This is a genomic window from Bradyrhizobium sp. CCBAU 11357, assembly GCF_028128865.1.
Classification (GTDB): Bacteria; Pseudomonadota; Alphaproteobacteria; order Rhizobiales; family Xanthobacteraceae; genus Bradyrhizobium.
The window spans coordinates 677,546-702,479 of record NZ_LBJW01000017.1; the positions used below are offsets into that span (position 1 = coordinate 677,546).

At 65.1% G+C, this 24,934-nt stretch carries 27 protein-coding genes; 14 read left to right on the forward strand and 13 right to left on the reverse strand.

Annotated elements, in window-relative coordinates; translation table 11 throughout:
• Window positions 1–13: 13 nt before the first annotated feature.
• Entirely contained in the window at window positions 14–6,307 is a 6,294-nt protein-coding gene (locus XI05_RS08375; RefSeq protein ID WP_271500340.1) for a HAMP domain-containing protein, read from the reverse strand.
• Between the two features lie 276 nt (window positions 6,308–6,583).
• On the opposite strand from XI05_RS08375, the gene XI05_RS08380 reads away from it, so the two are divergent.
• Window positions 6,584–6,877: a hypothetical protein gene (locus XI05_RS08380; RefSeq protein ID WP_172787317.1), complete on the forward strand. Its 294-nt coding sequence runs from the start codon at window positions 6,584–6,586 to the stop codon at window positions 6,875–6,877.
• 3 nt (window positions 6,878–6,880) lie between these two features.
• On the opposite strand, the gene XI05_RS08385 is transcribed toward XI05_RS08380, so the two are convergent.
• The gene (locus XI05_RS08385; RefSeq protein ID WP_271500342.1) at window positions 6,881–7,399 is read right to left on the reverse strand and encodes a hypothetical protein; all 519 of its coding nucleotides are present in this window, start codon (window positions 7,397–7,399) and stop codon (window positions 6,881–6,883) included.
• Between the two features lie 96 nt (window positions 7,400–7,495).
• Between XI05_RS08385 and XI05_RS08390 the strand changes: the two genes are divergently transcribed.
• From XI05_RS08390 to XI05_RS08400, 3 genes are all read left to right on the forward strand, one after another.
• Window positions 7,496–7,690, forward strand: a complete 195-nt coding sequence (locus tag XI05_RS08390; protein WP_271500653.1) for a hypothetical protein — start codon at window positions 7,496–7,498, stop codon at window positions 7,688–7,690.
• Window positions 7,691–7,804: 114 nt separating this feature from the next.
• A complete protein-coding gene (locus tag XI05_RS08395) occupies window positions 7,805–7,933 on the forward strand; it encodes a hypothetical protein (protein ID WP_257187568.1) in 129 nt (42 codons plus the stop codon).
• 71 nt (window positions 7,934–8,004) lie between these two features.
• Entirely contained in the window at window positions 8,005–8,208 is a 204-nt protein-coding gene (locus tag XI05_RS08400; protein WP_172787319.1) for a hypothetical protein, read from the forward strand.
• A gap of 143 nt (window positions 8,209–8,351) precedes the next feature.
• Here the strand turns inward: XI05_RS08400 and XI05_RS08405 are convergent, their stop codons facing one another.
• Complete coding sequence (locus tag XI05_RS08405) at window positions 8,352–8,597, reverse strand: hypothetical protein (RefSeq protein WP_271500345.1); 246 nt, start codon at window positions 8,595–8,597, stop codon at window positions 8,352–8,354.
• Between the two features lie 166 nt (window positions 8,598–8,763).
• On the opposite strand from XI05_RS08405, the gene XI05_RS08410 reads away from it, so the two are divergent.
• Entirely contained in the window at window positions 8,764–8,931 is a 168-nt protein-coding gene (locus tag XI05_RS08410) for a hypothetical protein (RefSeq protein WP_271500348.1), read from the forward strand.
• Here XI05_RS08410 and XI05_RS08415 read toward each other — a convergent pair.
• The 6 genes from XI05_RS08415 to XI05_RS08440 form a co-directional block, all read right to left on the reverse strand.
• Complete coding sequence (locus tag XI05_RS08415; protein WP_271500351.1) at window positions 8,928–9,416, reverse strand: DUF3147 family protein; 489 nt, start codon at window positions 9,414–9,416, stop codon at window positions 8,928–8,930. The two genes, XI05_RS08410 and XI05_RS08415, sit on opposite strands and share 4 nt — an antisense overlap.
• Window positions 9,416–9,763 (reverse strand): DUF3147 family protein, encoded by a 348-nt coding sequence (locus XI05_RS08420; RefSeq protein ID WP_260382657.1) that lies wholly within the window; start codon window positions 9,761–9,763, stop codon window positions 9,416–9,418. The genes XI05_RS08415 and XI05_RS08420 overlap by 1 nt, the downstream gene beginning before the upstream one ends.
• The gene (locus XI05_RS08425; RefSeq protein ID WP_271500354.1) at window positions 9,760–10,344 is read right to left on the reverse strand and encodes a phosphatase PAP2 family protein; all 585 of its coding nucleotides are present in this window, start codon (window positions 10,342–10,344) and stop codon (window positions 9,760–9,762) included. The genes XI05_RS08420 and XI05_RS08425 overlap by 4 nt, the downstream gene beginning before the upstream one ends.
• Before the next feature lie 149 nt (window positions 10,345–10,493).
• On the reverse strand, window positions 10,494–11,045 hold the full coding sequence (locus tag XI05_RS08430) for a DUF4142 domain-containing protein (protein WP_271500357.1): 552 nt from the start codon (window positions 11,043–11,045) through the stop codon (window positions 10,494–10,496).
• 85 nt (window positions 11,046–11,130) lie between these two features.
• On the reverse strand, window positions 11,131–11,358 hold the full coding sequence (locus XI05_RS08435) for a hypothetical protein (protein WP_271500360.1): 228 nt from the start codon (window positions 11,356–11,358) through the stop codon (window positions 11,131–11,133).
• Between the two features lie 8 nt (window positions 11,359–11,366).
• Window positions 11,367–13,154, reverse strand: a complete 1,788-nt coding sequence (locus XI05_RS08440; protein WP_271500363.1) for a thiamine pyrophosphate-requiring protein — start codon at window positions 13,152–13,154, stop codon at window positions 11,367–11,369.
• Window positions 13,155–13,299: 145 nt separating this feature from the next.
• On the opposite strand from XI05_RS08440, the gene XI05_RS08445 reads away from it, so the two are divergent.
• The 6 genes from XI05_RS08445 (at window position 13,300) to XI05_RS08470 (ending at window position 18,747) form a co-directional block, all read left to right on the forward strand.
• On the forward strand, window positions 13,300–13,674 hold the full coding sequence (locus tag XI05_RS08445; protein WP_172787328.1) for a PRC-barrel domain-containing protein: 375 nt from the start codon (window positions 13,300–13,302) through the stop codon (window positions 13,672–13,674).
• 99 nt (window positions 13,675–13,773) lie between these two features.
• On the forward strand, window positions 13,774–14,511 hold the full coding sequence (locus XI05_RS08450; protein WP_271500366.1) for an SDR family oxidoreductase: 738 nt from the start codon (window positions 13,774–13,776) through the stop codon (window positions 14,509–14,511).
• Window positions 14,512–14,574: 63 nt separating this feature from the next.
• Window positions 14,575–15,576, forward strand: coding sequence for an NAD(P)H-dependent flavin oxidoreductase (locus XI05_RS08455; protein WP_172787331.1), 1,002 nt, complete (start codon window positions 14,575–14,577; stop codon window positions 15,574–15,576).
• A gap of 109 nt (window positions 15,577–15,685) precedes the next feature.
• Window positions 15,686–16,105 carry a hypothetical protein gene (locus tag XI05_RS08460; RefSeq protein ID WP_260382663.1) on the forward strand — a complete coding sequence of 140 codons (420 nt, stop codon included), beginning with the start codon at window positions 15,686–15,688 and terminating at the stop codon, window positions 16,103–16,105.
• A 112-nt stretch (window positions 16,106–16,217) separates the two neighbouring features.
• Complete coding sequence (locus XI05_RS08465; RefSeq protein ID WP_271500368.1) at window positions 16,218–17,783, forward strand: alkaline phosphatase D family protein; 1,566 nt, start codon at window positions 16,218–16,220, stop codon at window positions 17,781–17,783.
• Between the two features lie 145 nt (window positions 17,784–17,928).
• Window positions 17,929–18,747: an aldo/keto reductase gene (locus XI05_RS08470; RefSeq protein WP_271500371.1), complete on the forward strand. Its 819-nt coding sequence runs from the start codon at window positions 17,929–17,931 to the stop codon at window positions 18,745–18,747.
• 61 nt (window positions 18,748–18,808) lie between these two features.
• Here XI05_RS08470 and XI05_RS08475 read toward each other — a convergent pair whose 3' ends face one another.
• Window positions 18,809–19,042: a hypothetical protein gene (locus XI05_RS08475; protein WP_212254669.1), complete on the reverse strand. Its 234-nt coding sequence runs from the start codon at window positions 19,040–19,042 to the stop codon at window positions 18,809–18,811.
• 102 nt (window positions 19,043–19,144) lie between these two features.
• The gene (locus tag XI05_RS08480; RefSeq protein ID WP_271500375.1) at window positions 19,145–19,597 is read right to left on the reverse strand and encodes a hypothetical protein; all 453 of its coding nucleotides are present in this window, start codon (window positions 19,595–19,597) and stop codon (window positions 19,145–19,147) included.
• Window positions 19,598–19,755: 158 nt separating this feature from the next.
• Between XI05_RS08480 and XI05_RS08485 the strand changes: the two genes are divergently transcribed.
• Window positions 19,756–20,028 carry a helix-turn-helix domain-containing protein gene (locus XI05_RS08485; protein ID WP_172787337.1) on the forward strand — a complete coding sequence of 91 codons (273 nt, stop codon included), beginning with the start codon at window positions 19,756–19,758 and terminating at the stop codon, window positions 20,026–20,028.
• Window positions 20,029–20,047: 19 nt separating this feature from the next.
• Here the strand turns inward: XI05_RS08485 and XI05_RS08490 are convergent, their stop codons facing one another.
• Both XI05_RS08490 and XI05_RS08495 read right to left on the reverse strand, forming a co-directional pair.
• Entirely contained in the window at window positions 20,048–21,280 is a 1,233-nt protein-coding gene (locus XI05_RS08490) for an aminotransferase-like domain-containing protein (RefSeq protein WP_271500378.1), read from the reverse strand.
• A 52-nt stretch (window positions 21,281–21,332) separates the two neighbouring features.
• The gene (locus tag XI05_RS08495) at window positions 21,333–21,860 is read right to left on the reverse strand and encodes a DUF3124 domain-containing protein (protein ID WP_271500381.1); all 528 of its coding nucleotides are present in this window, start codon (window positions 21,858–21,860) and stop codon (window positions 21,333–21,335) included.
• 67 nt (window positions 21,861–21,927) lie between these two features.
• Here XI05_RS08495 and XI05_RS08500 point away from each other — a divergent pair, with 67 nt between their 5' ends.
• On the forward strand, window positions 21,928–23,658 hold the full coding sequence (locus XI05_RS08500) for a cation:proton antiporter (RefSeq protein ID WP_271500384.1): 1,731 nt from the start codon (window positions 21,928–21,930) through the stop codon (window positions 23,656–23,658).
• A 188-nt stretch (window positions 23,659–23,846) separates the two neighbouring features.
• Window positions 23,847–24,923, forward strand: coding sequence for a 3,4-dihydroxy-2-butanone-4-phosphate synthase (gene ribB / locus XI05_RS08505; protein ID WP_271500388.1), 1,077 nt, complete (start codon window positions 23,847–23,849; stop codon window positions 24,921–24,923).
• The last annotated feature ends 11 nt before the right edge of the window (window positions 24,924–24,934 follow it).

Below are 24,934 nucleotides of genomic sequence, written 5' to 3' on the forward strand. Positions count from 1 at the left end.
ACGTGGGTCCAACTCAGCGATGCAGCCACATGCGGATCGCAAGCAGCAATTGATCGGTGTTGACCGGCTTGGCGAGGTAATCGGACGCGCCGGCTTCGAGGCACTTCTCGCGGTCGCCCTTCATCGCCTTGGCGGTCAACGCGATGATCGGCAGACGGGAGAAGTCCGGATTCTCGCGGATCACGCCGATGGTCTGGTAGCCATCCATCTGCGGCATCATGATGTCCATCAGCACGATCGCGATCTCCGGATTGGATTCGACCAGTGTCACCGCCTCGCTGCCCGTCGTCGCCGTCAGCACTTTCATGCCGCGTCGTTCCAGCACGCTGGACAGGGCGAAGATGTTGCGGGCGTCGTCGTCGACGAGCAGGGCGATCTTGCCGATCAGGTCCTCGTCGGAACTGTTCAGCTTCTCCAGCATGCGCTGCTTCTCGACCGGCAGCTCCGTGATCACGCGATGCAGGAACAACGCGGTCTCGTCGAGCAGGCGCTCGGGCGATTCCACGCCCTTGACCACGATGCTGCGTGCCATGGTGTGGAGCTCGGCATCCTCCTCGGCGGAAAGCTCGCGGCCGGTGAACACCACGACGGGGATGTTCGACAACGCCTCGTCGTTGCGGATCTGATCGAGCACCTCGAAGCCGCTCATGTCGGGCAGCCTGAGGTCGAGCACCACGCAATCGCAGGGCTGCTCGCGCAGCGTCGAGAGCGCGCCGGCCCCGGTATCCGTGACCAGGATCTCGATGTCGTCGTGGTGCAGCAGCTCGCGGATCGAGAGCTGCTCGGCCTCGTTGTCCTCGACGATCAAGAGCCGCTTGCGCCGCGGCCGCGCATATTCCTTGATCTGCGTCAGCGCGGCCGAGACGCCCTCGGTCGTCGTCGGCTTGTTGACGAAGGAGAACGCGCCGCGCGCCAGCGCATGCTGGCGGTCCTCGTCGAGCGTGATGATCTGGACCGGGATGTGGCGGGTGAGCGGATTGTGCTTGAGTTGGCTCAGCACGGTCCAGCCGAGCATGTCGGGCAGGAAGACGTCGAGGGAGACGGCCGTCGGCTGGTACTGCTTGGCGAGCTCGAGGGCCTCGGCGCCGCGCGCGGCGACCAGGACCTTGAAGCCCTTGTCGCGGGCCAGATCGACCAGCACGCGGGCGTAATGCGGGTCGTCCTCGACGATCAGGAGGATGGTGTCGCCGGGCTCGAGGTTGAGGCGGTCGTCGGGCAGTTGCTCGATGACGCGCTGCTGGTCGGGCGCGGCCGGCTGCAGCGCCGGCGTCTGACTGTATTGCTGTGACGCCGGCGGCCGCGGCGCGAGGGTCGGGCCGGAATATTTCAAGGGCAGATAGAGCGTGAAGCTCGAGCCCTTGCCCGGCGCGCTGCGCAAGTGGATCTCGCCGCCGAGCAGGCTGGCAAGCTCGCGGCTGATCGCAAGGCCGAGACCGGTGCCGCCATATTTGCGGCTGGTGCCGGCATCGGCCTGCTGGAACGCCTCGAAGATCAGCTTCTGCTTCTCCAGGGGAATGCCGATGCCGGTGTCGGACACTTCGAAGGCGATCACGGCCGGCGCCGAGTTCAGCACCGGATGATCCGTCCCCCAGCCGCCGATGGCGCCGGTGACCTTCAGGCGCACTTCGCCGTCGGCGGTGAACTTGAAGGCGTTGGAGAGCAGGTTCTTCAGAACCTGTTGCAGCCGCTTGGAGTCGGTCACGATGCTGCGCGGCAGGTTCGGATCGACGTCGATCTTGAACGACAGGTTGCGGTTGTCCGCCTCGTGCCGGAACGGCCGGCCGACGGTCTCGAGCAGGTTCGCGGTCAGGATTTCCTCGGCGTCGACCGTCACCGTGCCGGACTCGATCTTGGAGAGATCGAGAATGTCGCTGATGAGGTTCAAGAGGTCGGTGCCGGCGCCGTGGATGGTGCGGGCGAATTCGACCTGCTTGGCCGAGAGGTTGCCATCGGGGTTGTCGCTGAGCTGCTGTCCGAGGATCAGGATCGAGTTCAGCGGCGTGCGCAGCTCGTGGCTCATATTGGCGAGGAATTCGGACTTGTACTTCGACGTCAGCGCGAGCTCGGTCGCCTTCTCCTCGAGCGCGCGGCGGGCCTGCTCGATCTCCTGGTTCTTGCGCTCGACTTCGACGTTGCGCTCGGCGAGCTGCTGCGCCTTCTGCTCGAGCTGGTCGTTGGTCTGCTGCAATTCGCGCTGCTGGGTCTGCAGCTCGCCGGCGAGCTGCTGCGACTGCTTGAGCAGACCTTCCGTCTGCATCGTCGCCTCGATCGAGTTGAGCACGATGCCGATAGAGTCGGTGAGCTGCTCCAGGAACGTCATCTGCGAGGTCGTGAAGGAGACGAGCGAGGCGAGCTCGATCACGGCCTTGACCTGGCCTTCGAACAGGACCGGCAGCACGACGAGGTTCTTCGGTGCGACGCGGAACAGCGCCGAGTTGATCGGCACCACGTCGGACGGAATGTCGGAGACGACGCGCGGCCGCTTGTCGAAGGCGCATTGGCCGATCAGGCCTTCGCCGAACTGCAGCACCGGCTGATAGGGGTAGACGCCGTCGCTGGCGTAGGAAGCGAGCAGCAGGAGCTGGGGATCGTTCTCGTTCTCGACCTGGTAGATCACGCCGGTGTGGGCGTTCACCAGCGGCGACAATTCGGTGAGCAGCAGCCGGCCGACGGTGGTGAGGTCGCGCTGGCCCTGGAGCATGTTGGTAAACTTGGCGAGGTTGGTCTTCAGCCAGTCCTGTTCCGTGTTCACGTCCGTCGTGAGACGGAGGTTGGTGATCATCGTGTTGATGTTGTCTTTCAGTTCCGCCACTTCGCCGCGGGCGTCGACCTGAATCGACCGCGTCAGGTCGCCCTTGGTCACCGCGGTTGCGACTTCCGCGATCGCGCGCACCTGCGAGGTCAGGTTGGCCGCGAGCAGGTTGACGTTGCCGGTGAGGTCCTTCCAGGTGCCGGCGGCGCCGGGCACGTTGGCCTGGCCGCCGAGCCGGCCTTCGACGCCGACCTCGCGTGCCACCGAGGTCACCTGATCGGCGAAGGTCGCGAGCGTCTCGGTCATGTTGTTGATGGTGTCGGCGAGAGCCGCGACCTCGCCCTTCGATTTCACGGTGAGGTTCTGCTTCAGATCGCCATTGGCGACCGCGGTCACCACCTTGACGATGCCGCGGACCTGCTCGGTCAGGTTCGCCGCCATGAAGTTGACGGTGTCGGTGAGATCCTTCCACGTGCCGGCGACGCCGGGCACCTGGGCCTGGCCGCCGAGCTTGCCCTCGGTGCCGACCTCGCGCGCCACGCGCGTCACTTCGCCGGCGAAGGCGTTGAGCTGGTCCACCATGGTGTTGATGGTGTTCTTCAGCTCGAGGATTTCGCCCTTCACGTCCACTGTGATCTTGCGCGAGAGGTCGCCGCGTGCGACCGCCGTGGTGACTTCGGCGATGTTGCGGACCTGGGTGGTGAGGTTCGCAGCCAAGAGGTTGACGTTGTCGGTGAGGTCCTTCCAGGTGCCGCCGACGCCGGGCACGACGGCCTGACCGCCGAGCCGGCCTTCGGTGCCGACCTCGCGCGCCACGCGCGTGACTTCGGCGGCGAAGGAGCGGAGCTGCTCGACCATGGTGTTCAGGGTGTCCTTGAGCAGCAGGATCTCGCCGCGCACGTCCACCGTGATCTTCTTCGACAGGTCGCCGCCGGCAATGGCGGTCGCGACCTCGGCGATGTTGCGGACCTGCGCCGTCAGGTTGGAGGCCATGAAGTTGACGTTGTCGGTGAGGTCCTTCCAGGTGCCGGCGACGCCGGGCACTTCGGCCTGGCCGCCGAGCTTGCCTTCGGTGCCGACCTCGCGCGCGACGCGCGTGACTTCGCCGGCAAAGCCGTTGAGCTGGTCGACCATGGTGTTGATGGTGTTCTTCAGCTCGAGGATTTCGCCCTTCACGTCGACGGTGATCTTGCGCGACAAGTCGCCGCGCGCCACCGCGGTCGTCACCTCGGCGATGTTGCGGACCTGGGCCGTGAGGTTGCCCGCCATCGAGTTGACGCTGTCGGTGAGATCCTTCCAGGTGCCGGCAACGCCGGGCACGTTGGCCTGGCCGCCGAGGCGGCCTTCGGTGCCGACCTCGCGCGCCACGCGCGTCACCTCGCCCGCGAAGCGGTTGAGCTGGTCGACCATCGTGTTCAGCGTGTCCTTGAGCTGAAGGATCTCGCCGCGCACGTCCACGGTGATCTTGCGCGACAGGTCGCCGCCGGCGATGGCGGTCGCGACCTCGGCGATGTTGCGGACCTGGGCGGTGAGGTTGCCCGCCATCGAGTTCACGGAGTCGGTCAGGTCTTTCCACGTGCCGGCGACGCCGGGCACGTCGGCCTGGCCGCCGAGCTTGCCGTCGGTGCCGACCTCGCGGGCGACGCGCGTCACTTCGCCGGCGAAGGCGTTGAGCTGGTCGACCATGGTGTTGAGCGTTTCCTTCAGCTGAAGGATTTCGCCCGACACGTTCACCGTGATCTTCTTGGACAAGTCGCCCTTCGCCACCGCGGTTGCGACCTCGGCGATGTTGCGGACCTGGCCGGTGAGGTTCGAGGCCATCGAGTTGACGCTGTCGGTGAGGTCCTTCCACGTGCCGCCGACGCCGCGCACCACCGCCTGACCGCCGAGCTTGCCTTCGGTGCCGACCTCGCGCGCCACGCGCGTGACTTCGCCGGCGAAGGCGTTGAGCTGGTCCACCATGGTGTTGATGGTGTCTTTCAGCTCCAGAATTTCGCCGCGCACGTCCACGGTGATCTTCTTCGAGAGGTCGCCGCCGGCGACTGCGGTGGTCACCTCCGCGATGTTGCGGACCTGCGCGGTCAGGTTCGAGGCCATCGAGTTGACGCTCTCGGTCAGGTCCTTCCAGGTGCCGGCGACGCCGAGCACGTTGGCCTGGCCGCCGAGCCGGCCCTCGGTGCCGACCTCGCGGGCGACGCGCGTGACTTCGCCGGCGAAGGCGTTGAGCTGGTCGACCATGGTGTTGAGCGTTTCCTTCAGCTGAAGGATTTCGCCCGAGACGTTCACCGTGATCTTCTTCGACAAATCGCCGCTCGCGATGGCGGTCGCGACGTCGGCGATGTTGCGGACCTGCGCGGTCAGGTTCGAGGCCATGAAGTTGACGTTGTCGGTGAGGTCCTTCCAGGTGCCGGCCACGCCGGGCACCTGGGCCTGGCCGCCGAGCTTGCCTTCCGTGCCCACCTCGCGCGCGACGCGCGTGACTTCCGAGGCGAACGAGTTGAGCTGGTCCACCATGGTATTGATGGTGTCCTTCAGCTCCAGGATTTCGCCGCGCACGTCCACCGTGATCTTGCGCGAGAGGTCGCCGCGCGCCACGGCGGTGGTGACGTTGGCGATGTTGCGCACCTGTGCGGTCAGGTTACCGCACATCGCGTTGACCGAGTCCGTCAAGTCCTTCCAGGTGCCGGCGACGCCCGGCACGATGGCCTGGCCGCCGAGCTTGCCGTCGGTGCCGACCTCGCGCGCCACGCGCGTCACTTCCGAGGCGAACGAGCGCAGCTGGTCAACCATCGTGTTGATGGCTTCCTTGAGCTGGAGGATCTCGCCGCGGACGTCGACCGTGATCTTCTTGGAGAGGTCGCCGTTGGCGACCGCGATCGTCACCTCGGCGATGTTGCGAACCTGGTTGGTCAGGTTGTTCGCCATCGAGTTGACGCTCTCGGTGAGGTCCTTCCAGACGCCGGTCACCTCGGGCACCTGGGCCTGTCCGCCGAGCTTGCCCTCGGTGCCGACCTCGCGCGCCACGCGCGTCACCTCGGAGGTGAACACGCCGAGCTGCTTGATCATGGTGTTGACGATGGTCGCCGACTGCAAGAACTCGCCGCCGAGCGGACGGCCGTCGACGTCGAGCTTGACGGTCTGGAGCAGGTCGCCTTGTGCCACGGCGGCGACGGCGCGCGTCACCTCGCGCGTCGGCCACAACAGGTCGTCGATCAGCGTGTTGACCGAACCTTCCATGTCGGCCCAGGAGCCCGAGGCGAGGCCGAACTTCACGCGCTGGCGGGTCTTGCCTTCGCGCCCCACCACCTGGCCGACCAGCTCGAGCTGCTGTGCCATGCGCTGGTTGGCTGCGATGATTTCGTTAAGAGTGTCGGCAATTTTGCCGTCAATGCCGAGATAGTCGCCGCTCATGCGGACCGAAAAGTCACCGCTGCGCATCGCCTGCAAGGCGAGTAGCAGTTCCGCCCGGGAATCCGGCTCGGACGTACCGTTGATTTTTGGCTTTGGGACGCGACGACCGGAGCGTGATGCAGTTCCGGGATCGAGGTCGCTCATACTGATTCCCCCGCAGGCGTCGGCCGAATCCGAGGCAAGACGCGTTGGTCGAATAGAGCGTCAGCCAAATTCGAAATCAAGCGCCAACGTATGGCGCCGGGAAATGGAACCCGCTTTGCTCAGCCCGACCGAGCTAACCACGATCCCCCGATTTGGTTCCACACCGCTCGGAAAGAAATGCCCCGGGTCCGGTCGCCCCATGCGTCCGTCGGCGTCCATCCTTCGGAACGGAGCGCCGAGCCCGACGGTTAGCCAGCGCAGACAGGGAGAACGGATATGAAAGCAGGACTTGCCGCCATCGCCATTATCGTGCTTGCCGCGGGATCGGCCCTGGCTCAGGGCGGTGCGCCGAGCGGGCGTGGGTCCGTGACGGGCGACCCCGCCGCAAGCTCCGCCAACCCGCGGGCGGACACGCCGACCACCGGAGCGGCCACCCGCTCGAATCCAAGCGGAAGCGGCACGTCGTCGTCCGGCGGCAAGGACGACAACGGCGATGCAGGCCGCGACAAGATGCCGGAGAGTGACCGCACCGTACGGCCGCAAAGCCAGCAACGTCCGAGCGACAAGTAGAGGCTATTTGTCCGCCATGGTGCGCTCGGCGTCCCTGACCTGCGCGCGCAGCAGCGGCAGCTGTTCGCGCGCGAACGCTGCGAGCGCCGCATTGTCGGGCGCCACCAGGTAGCGCTCGAGCAGGCCGATGATGGATTCATATTCGGGAATCTGCGCGGCATAGAAGCTTCTGACGTAGGCCGGGCCGTCCGACATTTCGGGCTCGACGAGGCTCGCGCTTGGAGAGGCGAGTGCTGCCTTACCGATGTGCAGTTCCGCGCCGATGGCCTCCTGGACCTCCTTCAGCCTCTTGTCGCGCTTGACTGCTTCCTCGGCGCGCAAGGCGGCGAGATTCTTGACCTCCGCGTTGCCCTTGAGGTCGGTGTTCTCGAGCAGCCCCTGTTGAAACCGGCTGAAATTGTAGACCCCGCTGATCACCTCGATCGCGGAAGGTGGCCGTTCGCCGTGCTTTCGTTCGGCAACGCTGTCGGCAAGCGCCGATGTGCTGATGAATGCCAGGATGATTGCGGCGACAACTCGCATCGATCTTAAATGACCAACGCCGTGCGAAAGTTCCCTGAACCATTACGATCCGGTAAGCGGGTTGCGACGCAGGAGTTCCGTCCCCACGTCTTTTATATGAAACAGTCTGACATCTTCAGAGACAACGCCGACAATTGTCTTCAGCTTGCCGAGCGTGCCGACGGACAGCCCGCCCATAAGCGCTATTCGCGCATGGCCGACGCCTGGACGGCGCTGGCCAACGAGCAGGATTGGCTCGATGGCGAAATTTCCCCCGTTCCGGCTCATGCAGCTCCAAACCGGAACGGGTGAACTCGGCCTCACGAATCTGCATGTGAGACCGCTCACGGAAGGCACGCAACTGATTTGGGATCATCCGGGGAACGTCGATCGCGGCGATTTCCAGTTGCAGAAGGAGGTTTGGCGATGGCTCCACGTCTGGCTCTTCTTTCCCTCATTCTCGCCTTTGGCGTCTCCGTCGCTTTCGCGACGGTGACGACGGTGCGACAGGTGCATCTCGAGAATGCATCTGCCGTTCACGCCGCGCGCAGCTGATTGCAGCAGCGGAACATTCACGGCCGTAATGCGTAAGCGCTCCGACACATCAGGAGAAGCGAGAGCGCATCATGGCCCATTCCGATCAAGGCATCGTCAAGGACAAGCGTGGGGAGGTGCAGCCCCGCGACAAGGAACGTGCGCAATCCGTGCACAAGACGGATCCGAAAGGCTCGCCCTCGCGGGAAGCGACGCGCGATCCCAAGCTGAACGACAACAGCAAGACGCCGGGTTCCGGCGCCATGCCGGACGGCTCGAGCGACGCCACAGGCTAGCTGTCACAGGAACGAATTCGCGCGGGACGAGTCGACGGATTGCTTCCGGTCGTCATGCCCCCGGTGCGCCGGAAGCATCTCCAAGGACGGCCCTGGCACCCACCGTGCCGGGGTCGTTTGCTTGTGGAAGAGGCTTATGTGCGTCAGCCGCCGCCGCTCTCCGGATCCCCCTGAGTATGTCCCTCAGGCCCGCGGCCGAACACGCCGAAGCTGCTCGACTTCACGCCGGCAGCGGCATCGACGCCCACAGCGGCCAGTCCGAACTTGAGGAGTTCGCGGACGGCTGCCGCCCGCGTCGGCATGCGGTGTTTGAACCGGAAATCGTCGACGGCGGCCAACTCTTCCGGCGAGAGCATGACCTGAAGGCGCTCGGCGCGAAGGTCGTTCATGGCGATTACGCAAATTGAGTAGGTTGAGTAGTTTACTCAACGAACCAACTTGGTGAGAGTTCCGCGAAAGCCGACAAAGCCTCCAAATGAGTAAGAAAACAAAATAAAATCAATGATTTAGAAGCGCGCCACGACGAGAGGCATTGTTCGCCGAAGGAGAGAGACCATGACGGACGAAGTCAGGTTGCCTCGCAAGCTTTCCGAAGAACCCGCGGCGCCCGGGCCGGTGCGGCCAAGCCAGCAGAAGATCATCGATGAGGTCGAGCGCTGGGCCAACAGCCCGGGCCTCCAGCCGCCGCAATCGCAGCCCTCGACGGGGGCGAAAGCGAACTAGGGCTTCGCGTAGCGAGAGCCCGTTGCCGACGGCGAATGGCCTGATCGGCGTGATTTGTGGGAGACAATGCGAAGCTTGCGCCTGAGCCACCAGGCCGACACGGAAACGATGGCCCAGACCGTCAGCGCCGCGATGAAAGCGAATACGGCGCTTGCCTCGACGATGGCATAGAAGATGGCGGCGAACGCGGCGAGGCCGATGCTGCCGAGTGCGGCACCGGCGGCATCGAGCGCCGCCGCCTTCTGCCCGCGACGGCGCCCGCTCAGGCCGGCCTTCTCCTTGGCGTGACGCTCGTGGCTTTCGATCAGTGTCGCGCTGGCGCAGAAGACGGCCGGAAGAGCAAGAAAGAGCCCGCCGACGGCCGTGCCGAACTTCGAGCCGATAACGCCCGCGAGTGCCGTGGCACCGCCGCCGAGCACGAAGCGAATGGCGTACTCGTACCACCGCGTCTGTTTCAGCGCCGATGTCGATAGCTTCACCAGCATCAGGCCGCACCTCCCAGGCCGGCGAGCAGGCCGAAGGCGACCACGAGCCATGCGGCAAAGGCGAGGATCGTTGCTGGAAGCGCGCCGAGACGGAGCCTCATCAGGAGGTGGCAGACGACGATGCTGTAGCAGGCGAGCGCGATGGCGCCATAGATCATCGTCCAGCTCTCGGCCGCAGCATATTGCGGTCCGTGCTGGACCACGGCGATGCCGAGAGTAGCCAGCGCCACCGACGGCGCTGCGCCAAGCAGCCCGGCAAAGCTCTTCGGCCGCAGCATGTCGCCCAAGATCGCGAAGACGGATACGATCAGACCGCCGGCGACGAAGCGCACGAGATACTCGGTCATGGCTGTCCCTCCGAGCCCTCGCGCCGCTGCCGTGACGTCGCCAGCGTGAACGGCCTGAGCAATCGCTCGACGATGATGCCGAGCGTGAAGCCTGCCACGACGTCGCTGGCCCAGTGCGCGAGCAGCGCGAGGCGCGTCAGGGACAGCGCTACGGCAAAGGAGCGCGCCAGGCTGCGGCGAGCCGGCGGCAACAGGCCGGCGGCCGAGGCAAGGGCGCCCATATGCACGGCGTGACCTGAGGGAAATGCGTCGCGGGCCCGCCCCGAAAAGGGAACACCGCGCCAGTGGCCGCTCACCGTCAGCCGGTCGGGCCTCGTTTGATCGAACACGGATTTCAAGACATGCGGCAACACGGCCGTCACCAGCGACACGATCAGAACGTGATCGGCCAGGGGGCGCTGCTGCGGATGCCGGAGGCGGGTGTAGAGCCATCCCGTCGCCGCGAGTGCGACCAGGATATGCTCGTCGGCACCCCAGGTCATGGCCTGGGCGGCATGCTCGAGCCCCGAGTTGGTATTGTGCGCGATCTCGTTGGCGATCGCCGTATCGATCCGGGTGGGTTTGACTGTTACTAAGGCCATCGGTCCGTCGGCGAGATATCCTCCATGACGGTTTTGTAAAGCCTGGAGACAAGGAAGGTTCCTAGGCGCAACCGACAGGCAGCGCGATGACCTTTCTCATCGCGCTGCCGGGAAGCACGCCGGGACGGCCGGCGTCCTGCCGCAATGTGTTACTTGGATTGGCCGACGCTCGGCGCCCTGCCGAGGTTCTTGGCCATGTCGAGGTGGTGCTTCAACGCTGGCAGCGTCTTGCCGGCCCAATCCTTGAGCTCGGCATTGTCGCCACCCTTGGCGTAACGCTCGAACAGCGACACGGCATCTTCATGCGCGCTGACTTGATAGGAATTGTAGTCCGAGCTGAAATCCTTGCCGCTCGCGTTCTTGAGCTTGTCGATCTTGCTCTGATGCGAGCTGTCGAGCGCCGTCGGCAGCGTGGCCTGCACCTTGCCATTGCCGACCAGTCCCTTGAGCTCGCTGCTCGTCTTCGTGTGATCGGTGATCATCTGCTGCGCGAAGGTCTTCTCCTCCGCGTTGCCCTTCTGCTGGGCGAGCTTGCTTGATTCGATCTCGAACATGTCGCTGATCGCGACCTGGGTCACGAAGTCGGCGGTCGCAGGCGCAACGCCGAGCACCGAATTCACGCCGGTCTTTTCGCCGAGCGACTGGGCGAGGGCCGGGCCTGCGAGAACCATGCAGGCAAGCGCGATGATTGTGCGTTTCATGGTCAAATCCTTCCCATAGGTCGCGCGGCCGCTTGCCCGCGACGTGCGCCGACCAACACGCCGCCGGAGCCGAGGTTCCTAACGGCTAATCCGCGGGATTGCGTCCGGTGCGCGGATTGATCGGATATGTCGGCTTGCGTCGAAGCCGCTCGGGCAGGAACGGTTCGGCCGGCGCAGCGGTTGCGTCGGCCCGGACGTCAGCATGGCGCTGCGCCCGCTCGTGCGGCGTCCGGTTGTCGTTGATGTGGTACTTCACGTCGACGCCATCGACGGGGTCGTTGACGCCGTGCCTGATATCGCGGAAGTCACTCATGGCTCACCTCATTGCTTTCCGGGCAGAATCGATTCCAGCACCTGCCGCGCTGCTCCCTTGATCATCCCGCTTTCGTTCGGGTCGCCCTTCATCAGGGCGAGCGAGAAGTTCTTGGCCTGCTGCAAGGTGATGTGCGGCGGCAGCGGCGGCACCTCGGGATCGGTTTTCACCTCCAGCACGACGGGCATCTCGCTCGCAAGCGCCTGCTCCCAGGCCGAGCCGAGCAGCTGTGGGCTGTCGACGAAGATGCCGCGCAGGCCGATCAGCTCGGCGAAGCGCGAATAGGAGACATCGGGAATGCGCTGCGAAGCCTCGAACTTGGGATCACCGTTGATGATGCGCTGCTCCCAGGTGACCTGATTGAGATCCTCGTTGTTGAAGACGCACACGATGAAGCGCGGGTCCTTCCAGTCGCGCCAATACTTCGCAGCGGTGATCAGCTCGGCCATGTTGTTCATCTGCATGGCACCGTCCCCGACGAGTGCAATCACGGGGCGGTCCGGATGGGCGTATTTGGCCGCGAGCGCGTAAGGCACCGCAGCGCCCATCGAGGCGAGGCCGCCGGACAGCGAGGCCGTCATGCCGCGCCGCATCTTGAGGTCCCGCGCGAACCAATTGGCGCATGAGCCGGAATCGCTGGTGATGATGGCGCGGTCGGGCAGGCGCGGTGACAATTCCCAGGCGACGAGCTGCGGATTGACCGGCGCGGCGGGCTGATGCGCGCGGTCATCCAATGTCTTCCACCATGTCGCAACGTCCTCCTGGATGCTCTGGCGCCAGGCGCCGTCGCTCTTGGGTTTCAGCCGCGGCAACAAGGCCCGCAGCGTCTCGGCGGCATCGCCGACGAGGCCGACCTCCATGGGAAAGCGGATCGACATCATGCTGGCGTCGATGTCGATCTGCACGCCGCGCGCGCTGCCTTCCTTCGGCAGGAATTCGGCGTAGGGAAAGGCCGAGCCCACCATCAGCAGCGTGTCGCATTCCATCATCATGTTGTAGCTGGGCTCGGTGCCGAGCAGGCCGATCGAGCCGGTGACCCATGGCAGGTCGTCGGGCAGCGCGGCCTTGCCGAGCAATGCCTTGGCGCAGCCGGCCGACAGCCGGTCGGCGACCGCAATGACGTCGTCGGTGGCGCCAAGTGCGCCGGCGCCGACGAGCATCGCGACCTTCTTGCCGGCATTGAGGATCTCCGCGGCACGGTCGAGATCGGCATCACGAGGGATGACTTTAGGCGCGCTGTAACCGACGCCGGAGTGCAGCGTGCCGTGCGCGCGCGGCGGGTCCTCGTAAGGCTCCTCCTGCAGGTCGTTGGGCAAGATGATGACCGTCGGAGTGCGCCGCGCCAGTGCGATCCGCACCGATCGATCAATCAGGTGTCGCACTTGTGCAGGCGAGGAGGCCTGCATGACATAGGCGCCTGCGACGTCCTTGAACATCGAGAGAAGATCGAGCTCCTGCTGATAGTGACCGCCGAGCGCATTGCGAGCCTGCTGGCCGACGATCGCCAGCACCGGCTGGTGATCGAGCAGCGCGTCGTACAGCCCGGTGACGAGGTGCGAGGCGCCGGGGCCGGAGGTCGCAATGCAGACGCCGAGCTCGCCCGAGAATTTCGCGTAGGCGGTCGCCATGAACGCCGCCATCTCCTCGTGCCGCGCCTGCACGAAGCCGATCTTGCCGTCGGCCCGGTTCATCGCGCCGAACACGCCGTTGATGCCGTCGCCGGGATAGCCAAAGAGGTGGCGCACGCCCCATTGGTGCAGGCGCTGAATGATGAAGTCGGAGACGGTCTGGGACATTGCGGGCGGCTCTCTTTGTTGCGGCCTCGGTCGTCTCAGAGAACCGGTTCTTTGTGGCGATGTTCCCAAGCATTTGCGGAACACGCGCCGGAACGATCACTCACCCCTTTCGGTTGATTTCCAAATGGCTGAGTGGAGAATGACGATGCTGAATCAGGGTGAACTGGACCGCAACGAGATGGGCCGGCTGATCGGAAGCGACAAGGTCGAGGGAACCGCCGTCTATGGCGCCGATCGCAACAAGATCGGATCGATCGAACGGGTCATGATCGACAAGATCAGCGGCAAGGTCTCTTATGCAGTGCTTGGTTTCGGCGGCTTTCTCGGCCTCGGCAATGATCACTATCCGTTGCCCTGGCAGTCGCTGAAGTACGACACCGAGCTCGGCGGTTACGTAACCGCGATTACTGCCAAGGATCTGGAAGGCGCGCCGAAATATAGTGAGAAGACCGACTGGAACTGGGGTGATGACGCCGCCGTGCGCGGCATCAACTCCTATTACGGCGTTCCCTTCGCTTGAGCTTCGAGAGGTCCGCCGCCTGACAGTTCTATTTTGGACTATAGCCTCCGGCACATAAACGCCGTACGCTCGCAGTGCGGCTTACCGGAGGAGGCGATCTTGTCCAAGCGAAACGCCACTGCGGCCGTCATCGGGGCCGGTGATTTCATCGGCTCCGCGATTGCCAAGAAATTCGCGGCGGAGGGGTTCACGGTGTTTGCAGGCCGCCGCAACGGTGACAAGCTGGCGCCGCTGGTGAAGGATATCGAAGCCTCAGGCGGCGAGATCCACGCGCGTTCGCTCGATGCGCGGAAGGAAGATGAGGTCATCGCCTTCCTGAATGACGCCGACAAGCATGCACCGCTCCAAGTCTGCATCTTCAACGTCGGCGCCAACGTCAATTTCCCGATCCTCGACACCACCGAGCGCGTGTTTCGCAAGGTGTGGGAGATGGCCTGCTATTCCGGCTTCCTTGCGGGCCGCGAGGCGGCGCGGCTGATGCTGCCGCGCGGTGGCGGCAACATCTTCTTCACCGGTGCCACGGCGTCCTTGCGCGGCGGCAGCGGCTTTGCCGCCTTTGCCAGCGCCAAGTTCGGCCTGCGCGCGGTGGCGCAGGCGATGGCGCGCGAGCTCGGGCCGAAGAACATCCACGTCGCCCATCTCATCATCGATTCCGGCGTCGACACCGAATGGGTGCGCCAGCGCCGGTTCGAGGCGCTCGGCCCGGATGCGCTTGACGATCCCGACCTCCTGATGCCGCCGTCGTCGGTCGCGAACGCCTATTGGCAGCTTTATCAGCAGCCGAAGAGCGCCTGGACCTTCGAGATGGAGATCCGCCCCTTCGGAGAGAAATGGTGACCGCGGCGGGAAAGTCCGGCTAGACTGATCTCAACATCAAGCAAAATTCCGGGAGGACCTTCAGTGAAGACCGCGATCACCGAACTGTTCGGCATCGAGCACCCGATCATCCAGGGCGGCATGCATTTCGTCGGCTTTGCCGAGCTGGCGGCTGCCGTCTCCAATGCCGGCGGGCTCGGCATCATCACCGGTCTCACGCAGAAGACGCCGGAGCTGCTCGCCAAGGAGATCGCGCGCTGCCGCGACATGACGGACAAGCCGTTCGGCGTCAATCTCACTTTCCTGCCAGCTTTCTCGGCGCCGCCTTATCCGGAATACATCGCGGCCATCGTCGAGGGCGGCATCAAGGCTGTGGAGACCGCAGGCCGCAGCCCGGAAGCCTACATGCCGGCGCTGAAGGCCGCCGGCATCAAGGTCATCCACAAATGCACCTCGGTGCGCCACTCGCTGAAGGCCGAGCGCATCGGCTGCGATGCCGTCAGCGTCGACGGCTTCGAGTGCGGAGGCCATCCCGGCGAGGACGACATCCCCAACATGATCCTGTTGCCGCGTGCGGCGGAGGAGTTGAAGATCCCGTTCGTCGCCTCCGGCGGCATGGCCGACGGTCGCAGCCTGGTCGCGGCGCTCTCGCTGGGCGCGGCGGGCATGAACATGGGCACGCGCTTCATCGCCACCAAGGAAGCGCCGGTGCACCAGAACGTCAAGGACGCGCTGGTCGCGGCCACCGAGCTCGACACCCGTCTGATCATGCGCGCGTTGCGCAATACCGAGCGCGTCCTGAAGAACGCCAATGTCGACCGCCTGCTCGAGATCGAGCGCGAGAAGGGCGCCAAGCTCACGATCGACGACATCCACGACCAGGTCGCGGGCGTCTATCCCAAGATCATGCTGGACGGCCAGATGGACGCCGGCGCCTGGAGCTGCGGCATGGTCGCAGGCCTGATCCACGACATCCCGTCCTGCAAGGAGCTGATCGATCGCATCATGGACGAAGCGGAAACCATCATCCGCAGCCGCCTGCTGGGGTTCCTGGACGGGACGGGGGCGACGCGAAAGGTCGCGTGACACCGTCAAACTTCTTAACCACGGCGGCATTTGACCGCTGGAAATGCGCGCGGCGTCTCCTAGATAGGGGTAAATTGCCCCTTTCATAAATCGATTTCAGGAGGCATCCGTGGTCCTGAAAAGTGTTCACTTCGCCATTGCCTTTGCCCTCGTGGTCGCAGGGGCCGGTGTTGCGCGCGCCGACGACTACAAGCCCGACGAATATCTCGGCCTCGATCTCTCAAAGGCCCTGCTGTCGCCGAAACGTCTCGGGCCGGAGACGCACTTCGCCCCGGTCGCGCTCGAAGCGCGTGGCGGCAACGAGGCGCAGGCGCGCGCTGAGCCCGTCGAGGTGCCGAAGAAGGTTGCCGCCGAACGCGTTCGTGTGGCCGAGCCGAAGGCCGCGCATGCTGCGAGCACACCGCCGCGCGGCGCGGCCCGCGCCAAGCTTGCCCACCGCCGCGGCAATCCGCTCGATGCGCAGGCGATGGACACCCGCATCCAGACCTGGCCATGCCGCTCCGGCGGCATCTGCAACTGGAAGCGGTGATCACAGGCGTCATCCCCGCGTCGCAAAACCGTAGGCGCGGAGTCAAGAAACTGTAAGCTGGGAGTCAAGGAGCGCAGGCACCTTCCGTCGCGATTCGACGAAGGTCTCCTGAATGGCAACGCTCCGCGCCTCGCGCGCATGGACCCGGCGGCAGTTCCTGGTCCGCTCCGCCTCCAGTCTCGCCATCGCCTCGCTCGCGAAGCCTGATTTGAGCCGCGCCGCCGACCGGCCGCAGATCGCAGCCGGCATCCAGTCCGGCGATGTCTCCGGCGGCTCCGCGGTGATTTGGGCGCGCGCCGACCGGCCTGCGCGGATGCAGGTGGAATGCTCGACCGTCGAGAGCTTCAAGACCATTATCGCCTCGGCTTCCGGCGATGCGCTGCCCGATGCCGATCTCACGTCGAAGCTTCTGCTGGCGGATCTGCCGCCCGGGCAGGACATCTTCTACCGTGTCCGCTTCGATGACATCGCCACCGGTCTTGCCGGCGAAAGCAGCGTCGGCCATTTCCGCACCGCGCCGGCAGCGCGCCAGTCGATCTCGTTCCTGTGGTCCGGCGACACCGCGGGGCAGGGCTGGGGCATCGACGTCTCCCGCGGCGGCTATCGCAGCTATCGGACCATGCTCGACAACCGTCCGGATTTCTTCGTCCACTGCGGCGATCACATCTACGCGGACTGCACGATCCCTTCCGAACAGAAGCTGCCGAACGGCGAGACCTGGCGCAACATCGTCACGGAAGAGAAATCCGAAGTTGCGCACACCCTGGCGCAATTCCGCGGCAACTACAAATACAACCACCTCGACGAACATTTCCGCGCCTTCCATGCGCAGGTCCCGATGTTCGCGCAATGGGACGATCACGAGGTGACCAACGACTGGTCGCCGATCGGGACCTCTGATGACGCCGGTTACGAGGACGACGGCACCCCGCGCCTGGTCTCGCGGGCCCGCCGAGCCTTCTTCGACTTCATGCCGATCCGCAACATCGGCGCGCAGCATGGCCGCGTCTATCGCAAGATCGCCTATGGCCCGCTGCTGGACGTCTTCATGATCGACATGCGCAGCTACCGCGACGAGAGCTGGAACAAGGGCGATGATCACCGCGGCTGGATCCTGGGCGCCGAGCAGCTCGCCTGGCTGAAGCGCGAGCTTGCCGCCTCACGCGCGACCTGGAAGGTGATCGCGGCCGATTTGCCGATCGGCCTGATCAGCCTGGATGCGGTCGCGCTCGGCGATGGGCCGCCCGACCGGCGCGAGCACGAGATCGCCGATCTGCTCGCCTCCATCAAGCGCGCCGGCATCCGCAACATCGTCTGGCTCACGGCCGACATGCACTACACCGCCGCGCACTATTACGATCCGAACAAGGCGCAGTTCCAGGATTTCGAGCCGTTCTGGGAGTTCGTCTCCGGCCCGCTGCATGCCGGCAGCTGGAGCCCGGGCGAGCTCGACGACACCTTCGGCCCGGTCGCGATGTACCAGCATGGCTGCAGCGCCGCGCAGGGCGACAATCTGGCGCCCTGCTTCGGCCTGCAATTCTTCGGCAAGGTCGATATCGATGGCCCGACCGGCGTGATGACCGTGACCCTGAAGGACGTCGATGATTGCGACCTCTGGTCGGTCGACATCGTGCCGCAGCCGCAGGTGCATCCGTCGCTGGTGGCGCAGCATTCGTAGGCTGCTAACCCGATCTTGATTGGCCGCCGTGCTCCTCCGGCGCTATGGTGAGGCTTCCCGCCACTTCTTTTCCATCACCGGAAAGTCTGCTTACGCGGCATCGCCGCGTGCATCCGGTGGGCTGAACATCTCGGGAGCCTGTTTCATGGACCGTCTGAAAACACAGGGCATCAGCATGCCCAAGCTCGGCCTCGGCACCTTCCGCATGCAGGGCGATGCCTGCCGTGCCGCGGTCGAGAGCGCGCTGTCCATCGGCTATCGCCACATCGACACCGCCGAGATGTACGCCAACGAGGAGGCGGTCGGCGCGGCCATCGCCGCGTCCGGCGTGCCGCGCGGTGAGCTGCACGTCACCACGAAAGTCTGGCACGAGAACCTCAGCCCCGATGCGATCCGCCGCGCTTTCGACGCCAGCCTCAGGAAGCTCCGGCTCGACCATGTCGATCTCTATCTCGTGCACTGGCCGTCGAAGGCCGCAAACTGGGGCGCGGTGTTCGAGACCTTGATGAAGCTCAAGGAGGAGGGGCGCACGCGCGCCATCGGCGTTGCTAATTTCACCACCGCGCTGCTCAAGATCGCGGTCGAGGAGATCAAGGCGCCGATCGCCTGCAACCAGGTCGAATATCACGCCATGCTCGATCAATCGAAGGTGCTCGCCTTTCTCCAGGCGAGGTCGATCCCGCTGGTTGCCTATTGTCCGCTCGCGCAGGGACGATTCGCGACCGACGCGGTGCTGGCCGACATCGGCGCCAGGCACAATGCCACCGCCGCGCAGGTCGCGTTGAAATGGCTGCTCGACCAGGACGGCGTCGCCGCGATCCCGAAGGCCTCGCGTCGCGAGAGCCAGCAGGCCAATCTCGACGCGCTGAAGATCACGCTCGACGATGCCGACCGCAAGAAGATCGCCGCGCTGGCGAAAGACCGACGCTGCGTCAATCCAGCCTTCGCGCCGGCGTGGGACTAGCTTGAGTGATCAGGCAATAGAAATGGCCCCGTGAGGGGCCATTTCCTTGTCGCGTTGCGCATTAGTCCCAGTGATGGTGGCGATGGCTGCGCTTGATCACGACGACCTTGTCGCCGCGATGGCGCCAGCCATGATGCCAGCCACGGTCATGGTGCATGCGGTATTCGGCGCGAGCGCCGTACGGGCCGTGATGATGATGACCGCGCTTGATCACCACCGTCTCTGCGCTGGCGAGCGTCGGCGCCGCGATCACGATCGCGCCGAGAGCCGCAACCACATAACCAAGCTTCTTCATGATGTCCTCCTCCAAACGAATGCACATCTAAACCGCAGATTTGCGCGAACGTTCCGGAGGAACGGCGAGAGAATTCTGAACGGATGTTCAGACGAAGGCGTGCTAATCGCAGCGCTGCTGCGCGGGCGTCGGTGCACCTGTTGCGACGTACTTGCCGTCCCTGATCGTGTACTCGCCGCGCTCGCTGCGATTATAGATCGCGCGCAGACTGCCGTCCTTCTGCAACAGCAGCCCGAACTCGCGCGCCTGACGCAGCAAGGGGAAGTAGACCATCACATTGAGCAGGCCCTCGGCATTGACCGTGGCGGACACGATCTCGTTCTCGTCCATGGCCTGGCCGAAATTGCGCCGGTACATCACCCGGCCGTCTTTCCGGATCTCGTAACTCAGGAGTGCACCCTTGTCGCGGTCTGGCCGGGCCGCGCAATCGACCGCCCAGGAGCCGAGCAGGCCCCATTGCTCCACCGTCACGGCCAGCGTCTCGGCACCGGCCGAGGAGGTGAACGCGACCCACAGCACCGCAGCCGCGATCCAGCGACCCGAACAACGCATCATGTCCTGAGAAACCCCGCCTCGACGAATTGCGAAGTCTAGCATTCCGAGCGCAGTCGTCCACGGCCGTCGTCGATCGCGCGCGAATTTGATCCGCGTCAATGAGGCAGGGCGTTTCGAAGGTAAGATGGCATTTCCCGAAGGCGAACGTGGATAGAGCAATGCTGAATCAAGTCATGGATTTTGCGGGCGAAGTGCTGCCGGGGAGCTGTGCCGTGCCGCCCTATTCGGAGACCGCGTTTCTGGCCGAGCTGGGCGACCGCCTGAGGTCCTCGCGCACCCGCTGCGACCTGTCGCGCCGGGAGCTGGCCCGCCGCTCCGGGATTTCCGAGCGCTATATCGCCCAGATCGAGGCCGGCAAGGGCAACGTCTCCATCGTCCTGTTGCTGCGGCTCGCTTCCGCGATCCACGGCAGTCAGCCACAGGCGGCGTGAGGAGACGCTCGACCAGGCCTCAGGCCCGCTTCTCCACATTGGCGCTACGCGCCGGCACGCCGAACTCCTTGCGGCACACTTCGGCCAGCACGGCGACGCCGTCGCGGATCTGCTGGTGCGAGGGGCTGGCAAAGCACAGCCGCAGCCGCGATGCGGAATGGCCCTTGTTGGTCGACCATTCCGGCCCCGGATTGATCGAGACGCCGGCGGCGAGCGCGGCCTGATACAGCTTCAGCGTATCGACCTGGTCGGGGAGCTTGACCCAGAGGAAGATGCCGCCCTTGGGCGCCTCGAATTCGGCGGCGGTCCCGAACTGCTCGTTCAGGGCTTCCATCAGCGTGTCGAGCTTGCTGCGCAGTGCCTTGGTCAAGGCCGGCACGTGGGTTGAAAAGTGCGGCTTGCAATAGCTGGCGAGCACCATCTGCTCCAGCGCACCGGAGCCCGCATCCGTCTTCAGCGCCAGCATCCGCGACATCACCTCCCAGGGCGCCACGACGAAGCCGACGCGCAGCGCCGGCGCGATCGATTTCGAGAACGAGCCGATATGGATCACGCCGCCGTTCGGGCTCATCGCGTAGATCGCAGGCGGCCGCTGCCCCGACCAGACGAGGTCGGCATAGCAATCGTCCTCGAAGATGGGCACGCCATATTCGGTCGCGAGCCGCACCAGCTCGGTGCGGCGGCTCTCGGGCATGATGCTGCCGGTCGGGTTCTGCACCGTCGGAATGGTGTAGATGTATTTCGGCCGGATGCCGCGGCGCTTCAGGTCGGCCAGCGTGGAGGCCAGCAGGTCCATGCGCATGCCGTCCTTATCGAGGGGAATGCCGACGACGTTGACGCCGAGCCGCGCCAGCCGTGTCAGGGAGCCCTGATAGCTCTCCTGCTCGAAAATCACGGTGTCGCCGCGCGTGAGCAGGGTGGCGTTGACGAGGTCGAGCGCCTGGAGCGAGCCGGAGACGATCAGGAGATCGTCGACCGTGCAGCTGATGCCGGCATCGCGCCTGAGTTTCGTCACCAGGAATTCGCGCAAGGGGAGGTAGCCCTGCGGCCCATGCGCCAGCCCGTAAGTGGCGAGCGAGCGGCCCTCGTGCCGCAGCACCTTGTTGGCCGCTTCGATCAGTTCGTCAAGCGGCACCTGTTCGGAATCGTTGTTGCCGCCGACGAAGCTGTATTTGGCAAGGCCCGTCCAGCGCGCAGAAGGGGCCGGCAGCCCTGCTGGAAACAGGGGCGCGAAATCGAAGCTGGACGTCATGGGAGCGTTCCTCGTTTTGTTCTTGTTGAGCGTCGGCTTTGCACCGGCCGCCTTACTTCTTGCCGGCCGTCCTGGTCGGACGGCCCTGGCTGATGAAAGCGTAATGCGCGTTGGCGATGCCGCCAACCATCAAGGCTTCGACCACCGGCTCGGCGATCTCGCTCGTGGCGGCCCAGTCGACCAGGAAATTGGCACCGGTCCCGCCGCGCACGTCGTCGGTCGGAATGAAGATCGAGACGGTGGCGAGCGGCCTCAACGCCACCGGCGTCTTCAGATAGCTCTCGACCTGCTTGCCTGCGGTGTCGAAATAGGCGATGCGTTTGATGACCAGCGGCTGGGTCTCGGAGGCGTTGTGAACGCTCAGCGTCACCGAGAAGTCGACACGCAGCTTGCCCTGGCTCATCGCGACGCTGGAATAGGCGGGCACGTAGAAACCGCCGGAAACGGCGAGGTCTTCCTTCGGCAGTGGGGTGAGCGATTCGGCAAAGTTTTGTTCGATATTGACCTTGGATTGCGCGGCGGCGGGCACGGCAAAGGCGAGGGGACTGAGCAGCATGGCTGCGATGAGCCCATTCCGCATGTGACGAATTGCTCGCTTGCCGCACCGCAACCCGTCTCTAGGGTGCGGCAAAACGGACCAATTTGGCATGCACGAGCTCATTCGCGACATCACTCTCTCTATCCTGTTTGCCTGGATGCTGGGCCTGCTCGCCCATTTCGCCCGGCAACCGCTGATCCTGGCCTACCTTATCGCCGGCTTCTGCATAGGTCCATTCGGCGCCGGCTGGGTCCATTCGCAGGAATCGATCAGCGTCATCTCCGAGCTTGGCCTGATCTTCATGCTGTTCATGATCGGGCTCGAGATCGACCTCAAGAAGATCGTGCGGGCAGGGCGGGTGATTCTGTTCGCGGCGGGCAGCCAGCTGCTCGGCGGCTGCCTGCTCGGGGTTCTATTCTTCGTCGGCATCGGCCTGTCGCTCGGTGGCGGGCATTTCGATGCGGTCTATCTCTGCGTCGCCTGCGCGCTCTCCAGCACCGTCATCATCGTCAAGGTGCTCTACGAGAAGCGCGAGCTCGACACGCTGCCGGGCCGCATCACCCTCGGCGTGCTGGTGCTCCAGGACATCTTCGCCATCCTGTTCCTGGCGGTGCAGCCGAGTCTCGCCAATCTGCAGGTCAGCGTCATCCTGCTCTCGATCGGCCGCGTCGCGGTGCTGGTCGCCGCCGCGCTGCTGGTCAGCCGCTATGTGCTCCCGCGCCTGTTCCACCAGATCGCCCGGCGGCCCGAGCTGATCCTGCTCGGCGCGCTGGCCTGGTGCTTTCTCGTCGCCGAGACCGCCGAGCGGCTGTCCCTGTCGCGCGAGATGGGCGCGCTGATTGCCGGCGTCTCGCTCTCGACCTTCCCTTACGCGCTCGACGTGACCGCCAAGGTCACCACGCTGCGGGACTTCTTCATCACGTTGTTCTTCGTCGCGCTCGGCATGACCATTCCCGTGCCGGGCCTCTCGGTGATCGGTCTTGCCTTGATGATCGCGGCGTTCACGGTGGCAAGCCGCCTCGTCACGACGTTCACGCCGCTCTATCTGATGAAGCAGGGCCTGCGCGCCAGCCTGCTGCCGGCGCTCAACCTCGCGCAGATCTCCGAATTCTCGCTGGTGGTGATCCAGACCGGCGTCACCGACCACCACATCGCGGCCGAGACGGCGAATGCCGCCTCCTTCGCCTTCGTGGTGCTGGCGGTGCTCTCGACCTTCGTGATGACCCGCAGCGACCAGATCACCCGCTGGGCGATCGGCCCGTTGAAGCGGATCGGCCTGCGCGATCTCGACCATGGCAACGGCCATCCCGAGGAGGGCCACGAGGGCGGCCATGGCGAGGCCCGCCGCATCGTCATCCTCGGCTTTTTCCGTGCGGCGAGCGCGCTTCTCGCCGAGATCGAACGGCAGACGCCGGTGCTGCTCGAGCAGATCACCGTGGTCGATTTCAACCCCAATGTGTACCAGACCCTGCTCTCGCGCGGCTTGCACGTGATCTATGGCGACATCAGCAATGTCGACACGCTGATCCACGCCGGCATCGGCAAGTCCGAGATGATCATCCTCAGCGTGCCGGATTCGCTATTGAAGGGCGCCACCAACGAGAAGCTGGTCCGTCACGTCCGCGCGCTCAATCCGACCGCCCTGATCGTCGCCACGGCCGACCTGTTGGCCGACGTCGACGCGCTCTACGAGGCCGGCGCCAGCTACGTCACCGTGACCCGGCTCAGCGATGCACATGAGCTGTTTACCGTGATCGAAGCCGCCCAGGCCGGCCTGCTCGCCGACAAGCGCGCCGAGCTCGATCAGCGCCTCGGCGAGCGCCGCGAGGTGCTGCCCTGACGGCGTCGGGCCGTCATCCTTGCCGCCTTCCTTGCGGGCAATCTGCGCCTATATCGCTGGTATGCCCGGTGCAAGCCTGAAACCCGTCGGCAGGCCCGCCCTCAGGCATATGTGGTTGCGCTGGGAAGACTAGCGCCCCGACCCAAGTCCGGCTAAGCCTCCCGGCCATAACCGATAGAGATTGGGAAATGCCCGATAGCGTTCAGGAAGTCTTGCAGGCCTTTGCCCGGGGTGAGCTCGTGGTCGTCACTGACGACGAGGATCGCGAGGGCGAGGGCGATCTGATCGTCGCCGCCTCGCTGTGCACCGCCGAGAAGATGGCCTTCATCATCCGCCATACCTCCGGCATCGTCTGCGCGCCCGTGACGACCGAGGACGCGCGCCGGCTGCGGCTCGACCCGATGGTCGCCCACAACGATTCCGCGCACACCACCGCATTCACGGTCTCGATCGACTACAAGCCCGACGGCGGCACCGGCATCTCCGCCGATGAGCGCGCCTCGTGCTGCCGCGCGCTCGCCAATCCCAATGTCGGCGCCAACGACTTCGCCCGGCCCGGCCACATCTTCCCGCTGATCGCCAAGGACGGCGGCGTGCTGCTGCGCTCCGGCCACACCGAGGCCGCCGTCGACCTCTGCAAGCTCTCCGGCCTGCCGCCGGTCGGCGTCATCAGCGAGCTCATGAACGACGACGGCAGCGTCATGAAGGGCGAGCAGGTCGCGCAGTTCGCGGCCAGGCACAAGCTCAAGCACGTCACCATCGCGGACATGATCGCCTACCGCCAGGCGCGCGAGAAGCTGATCGAGCGGGTCTCGACCTTCGTCACCGACAGCCCGATCGGCCCCTTGCAGGGCTACGCCTACCGCTCGCCGTTCGATTCCATCGCCCACGTCGCCTTCGTCTACAACGGCGTCGGCGACGGCAAGAACGTGCTGACGCGCTTCCACAAGCCGAACATCGTCAAGGACACCTTCACCGGCCACAAGCGCATGGCCGCCGTGCTCGAGCATTTCAAGACGGCCGGCCGTGGCGTGCTGGTCTACTTGCGCGACGGCGCGGCCGGCGTGCCCGTTTCGCCGCTGCCGGACGAGACGTCGACGGAGGCCGACCGCAACCGCCAGTGGCGCGAGGTCGGCGTCGGCGCGCAGATCTTGCGCGACCTCGGCGTCACCTCGATCCGGCATCTCACCTCGTCGGTGCACGACTACAAGGGTCTGTCGGGCTTCGGCATCGAGATCCTCGCCAACGAGCAGCTCGAAATCTGACCGCATCGTTT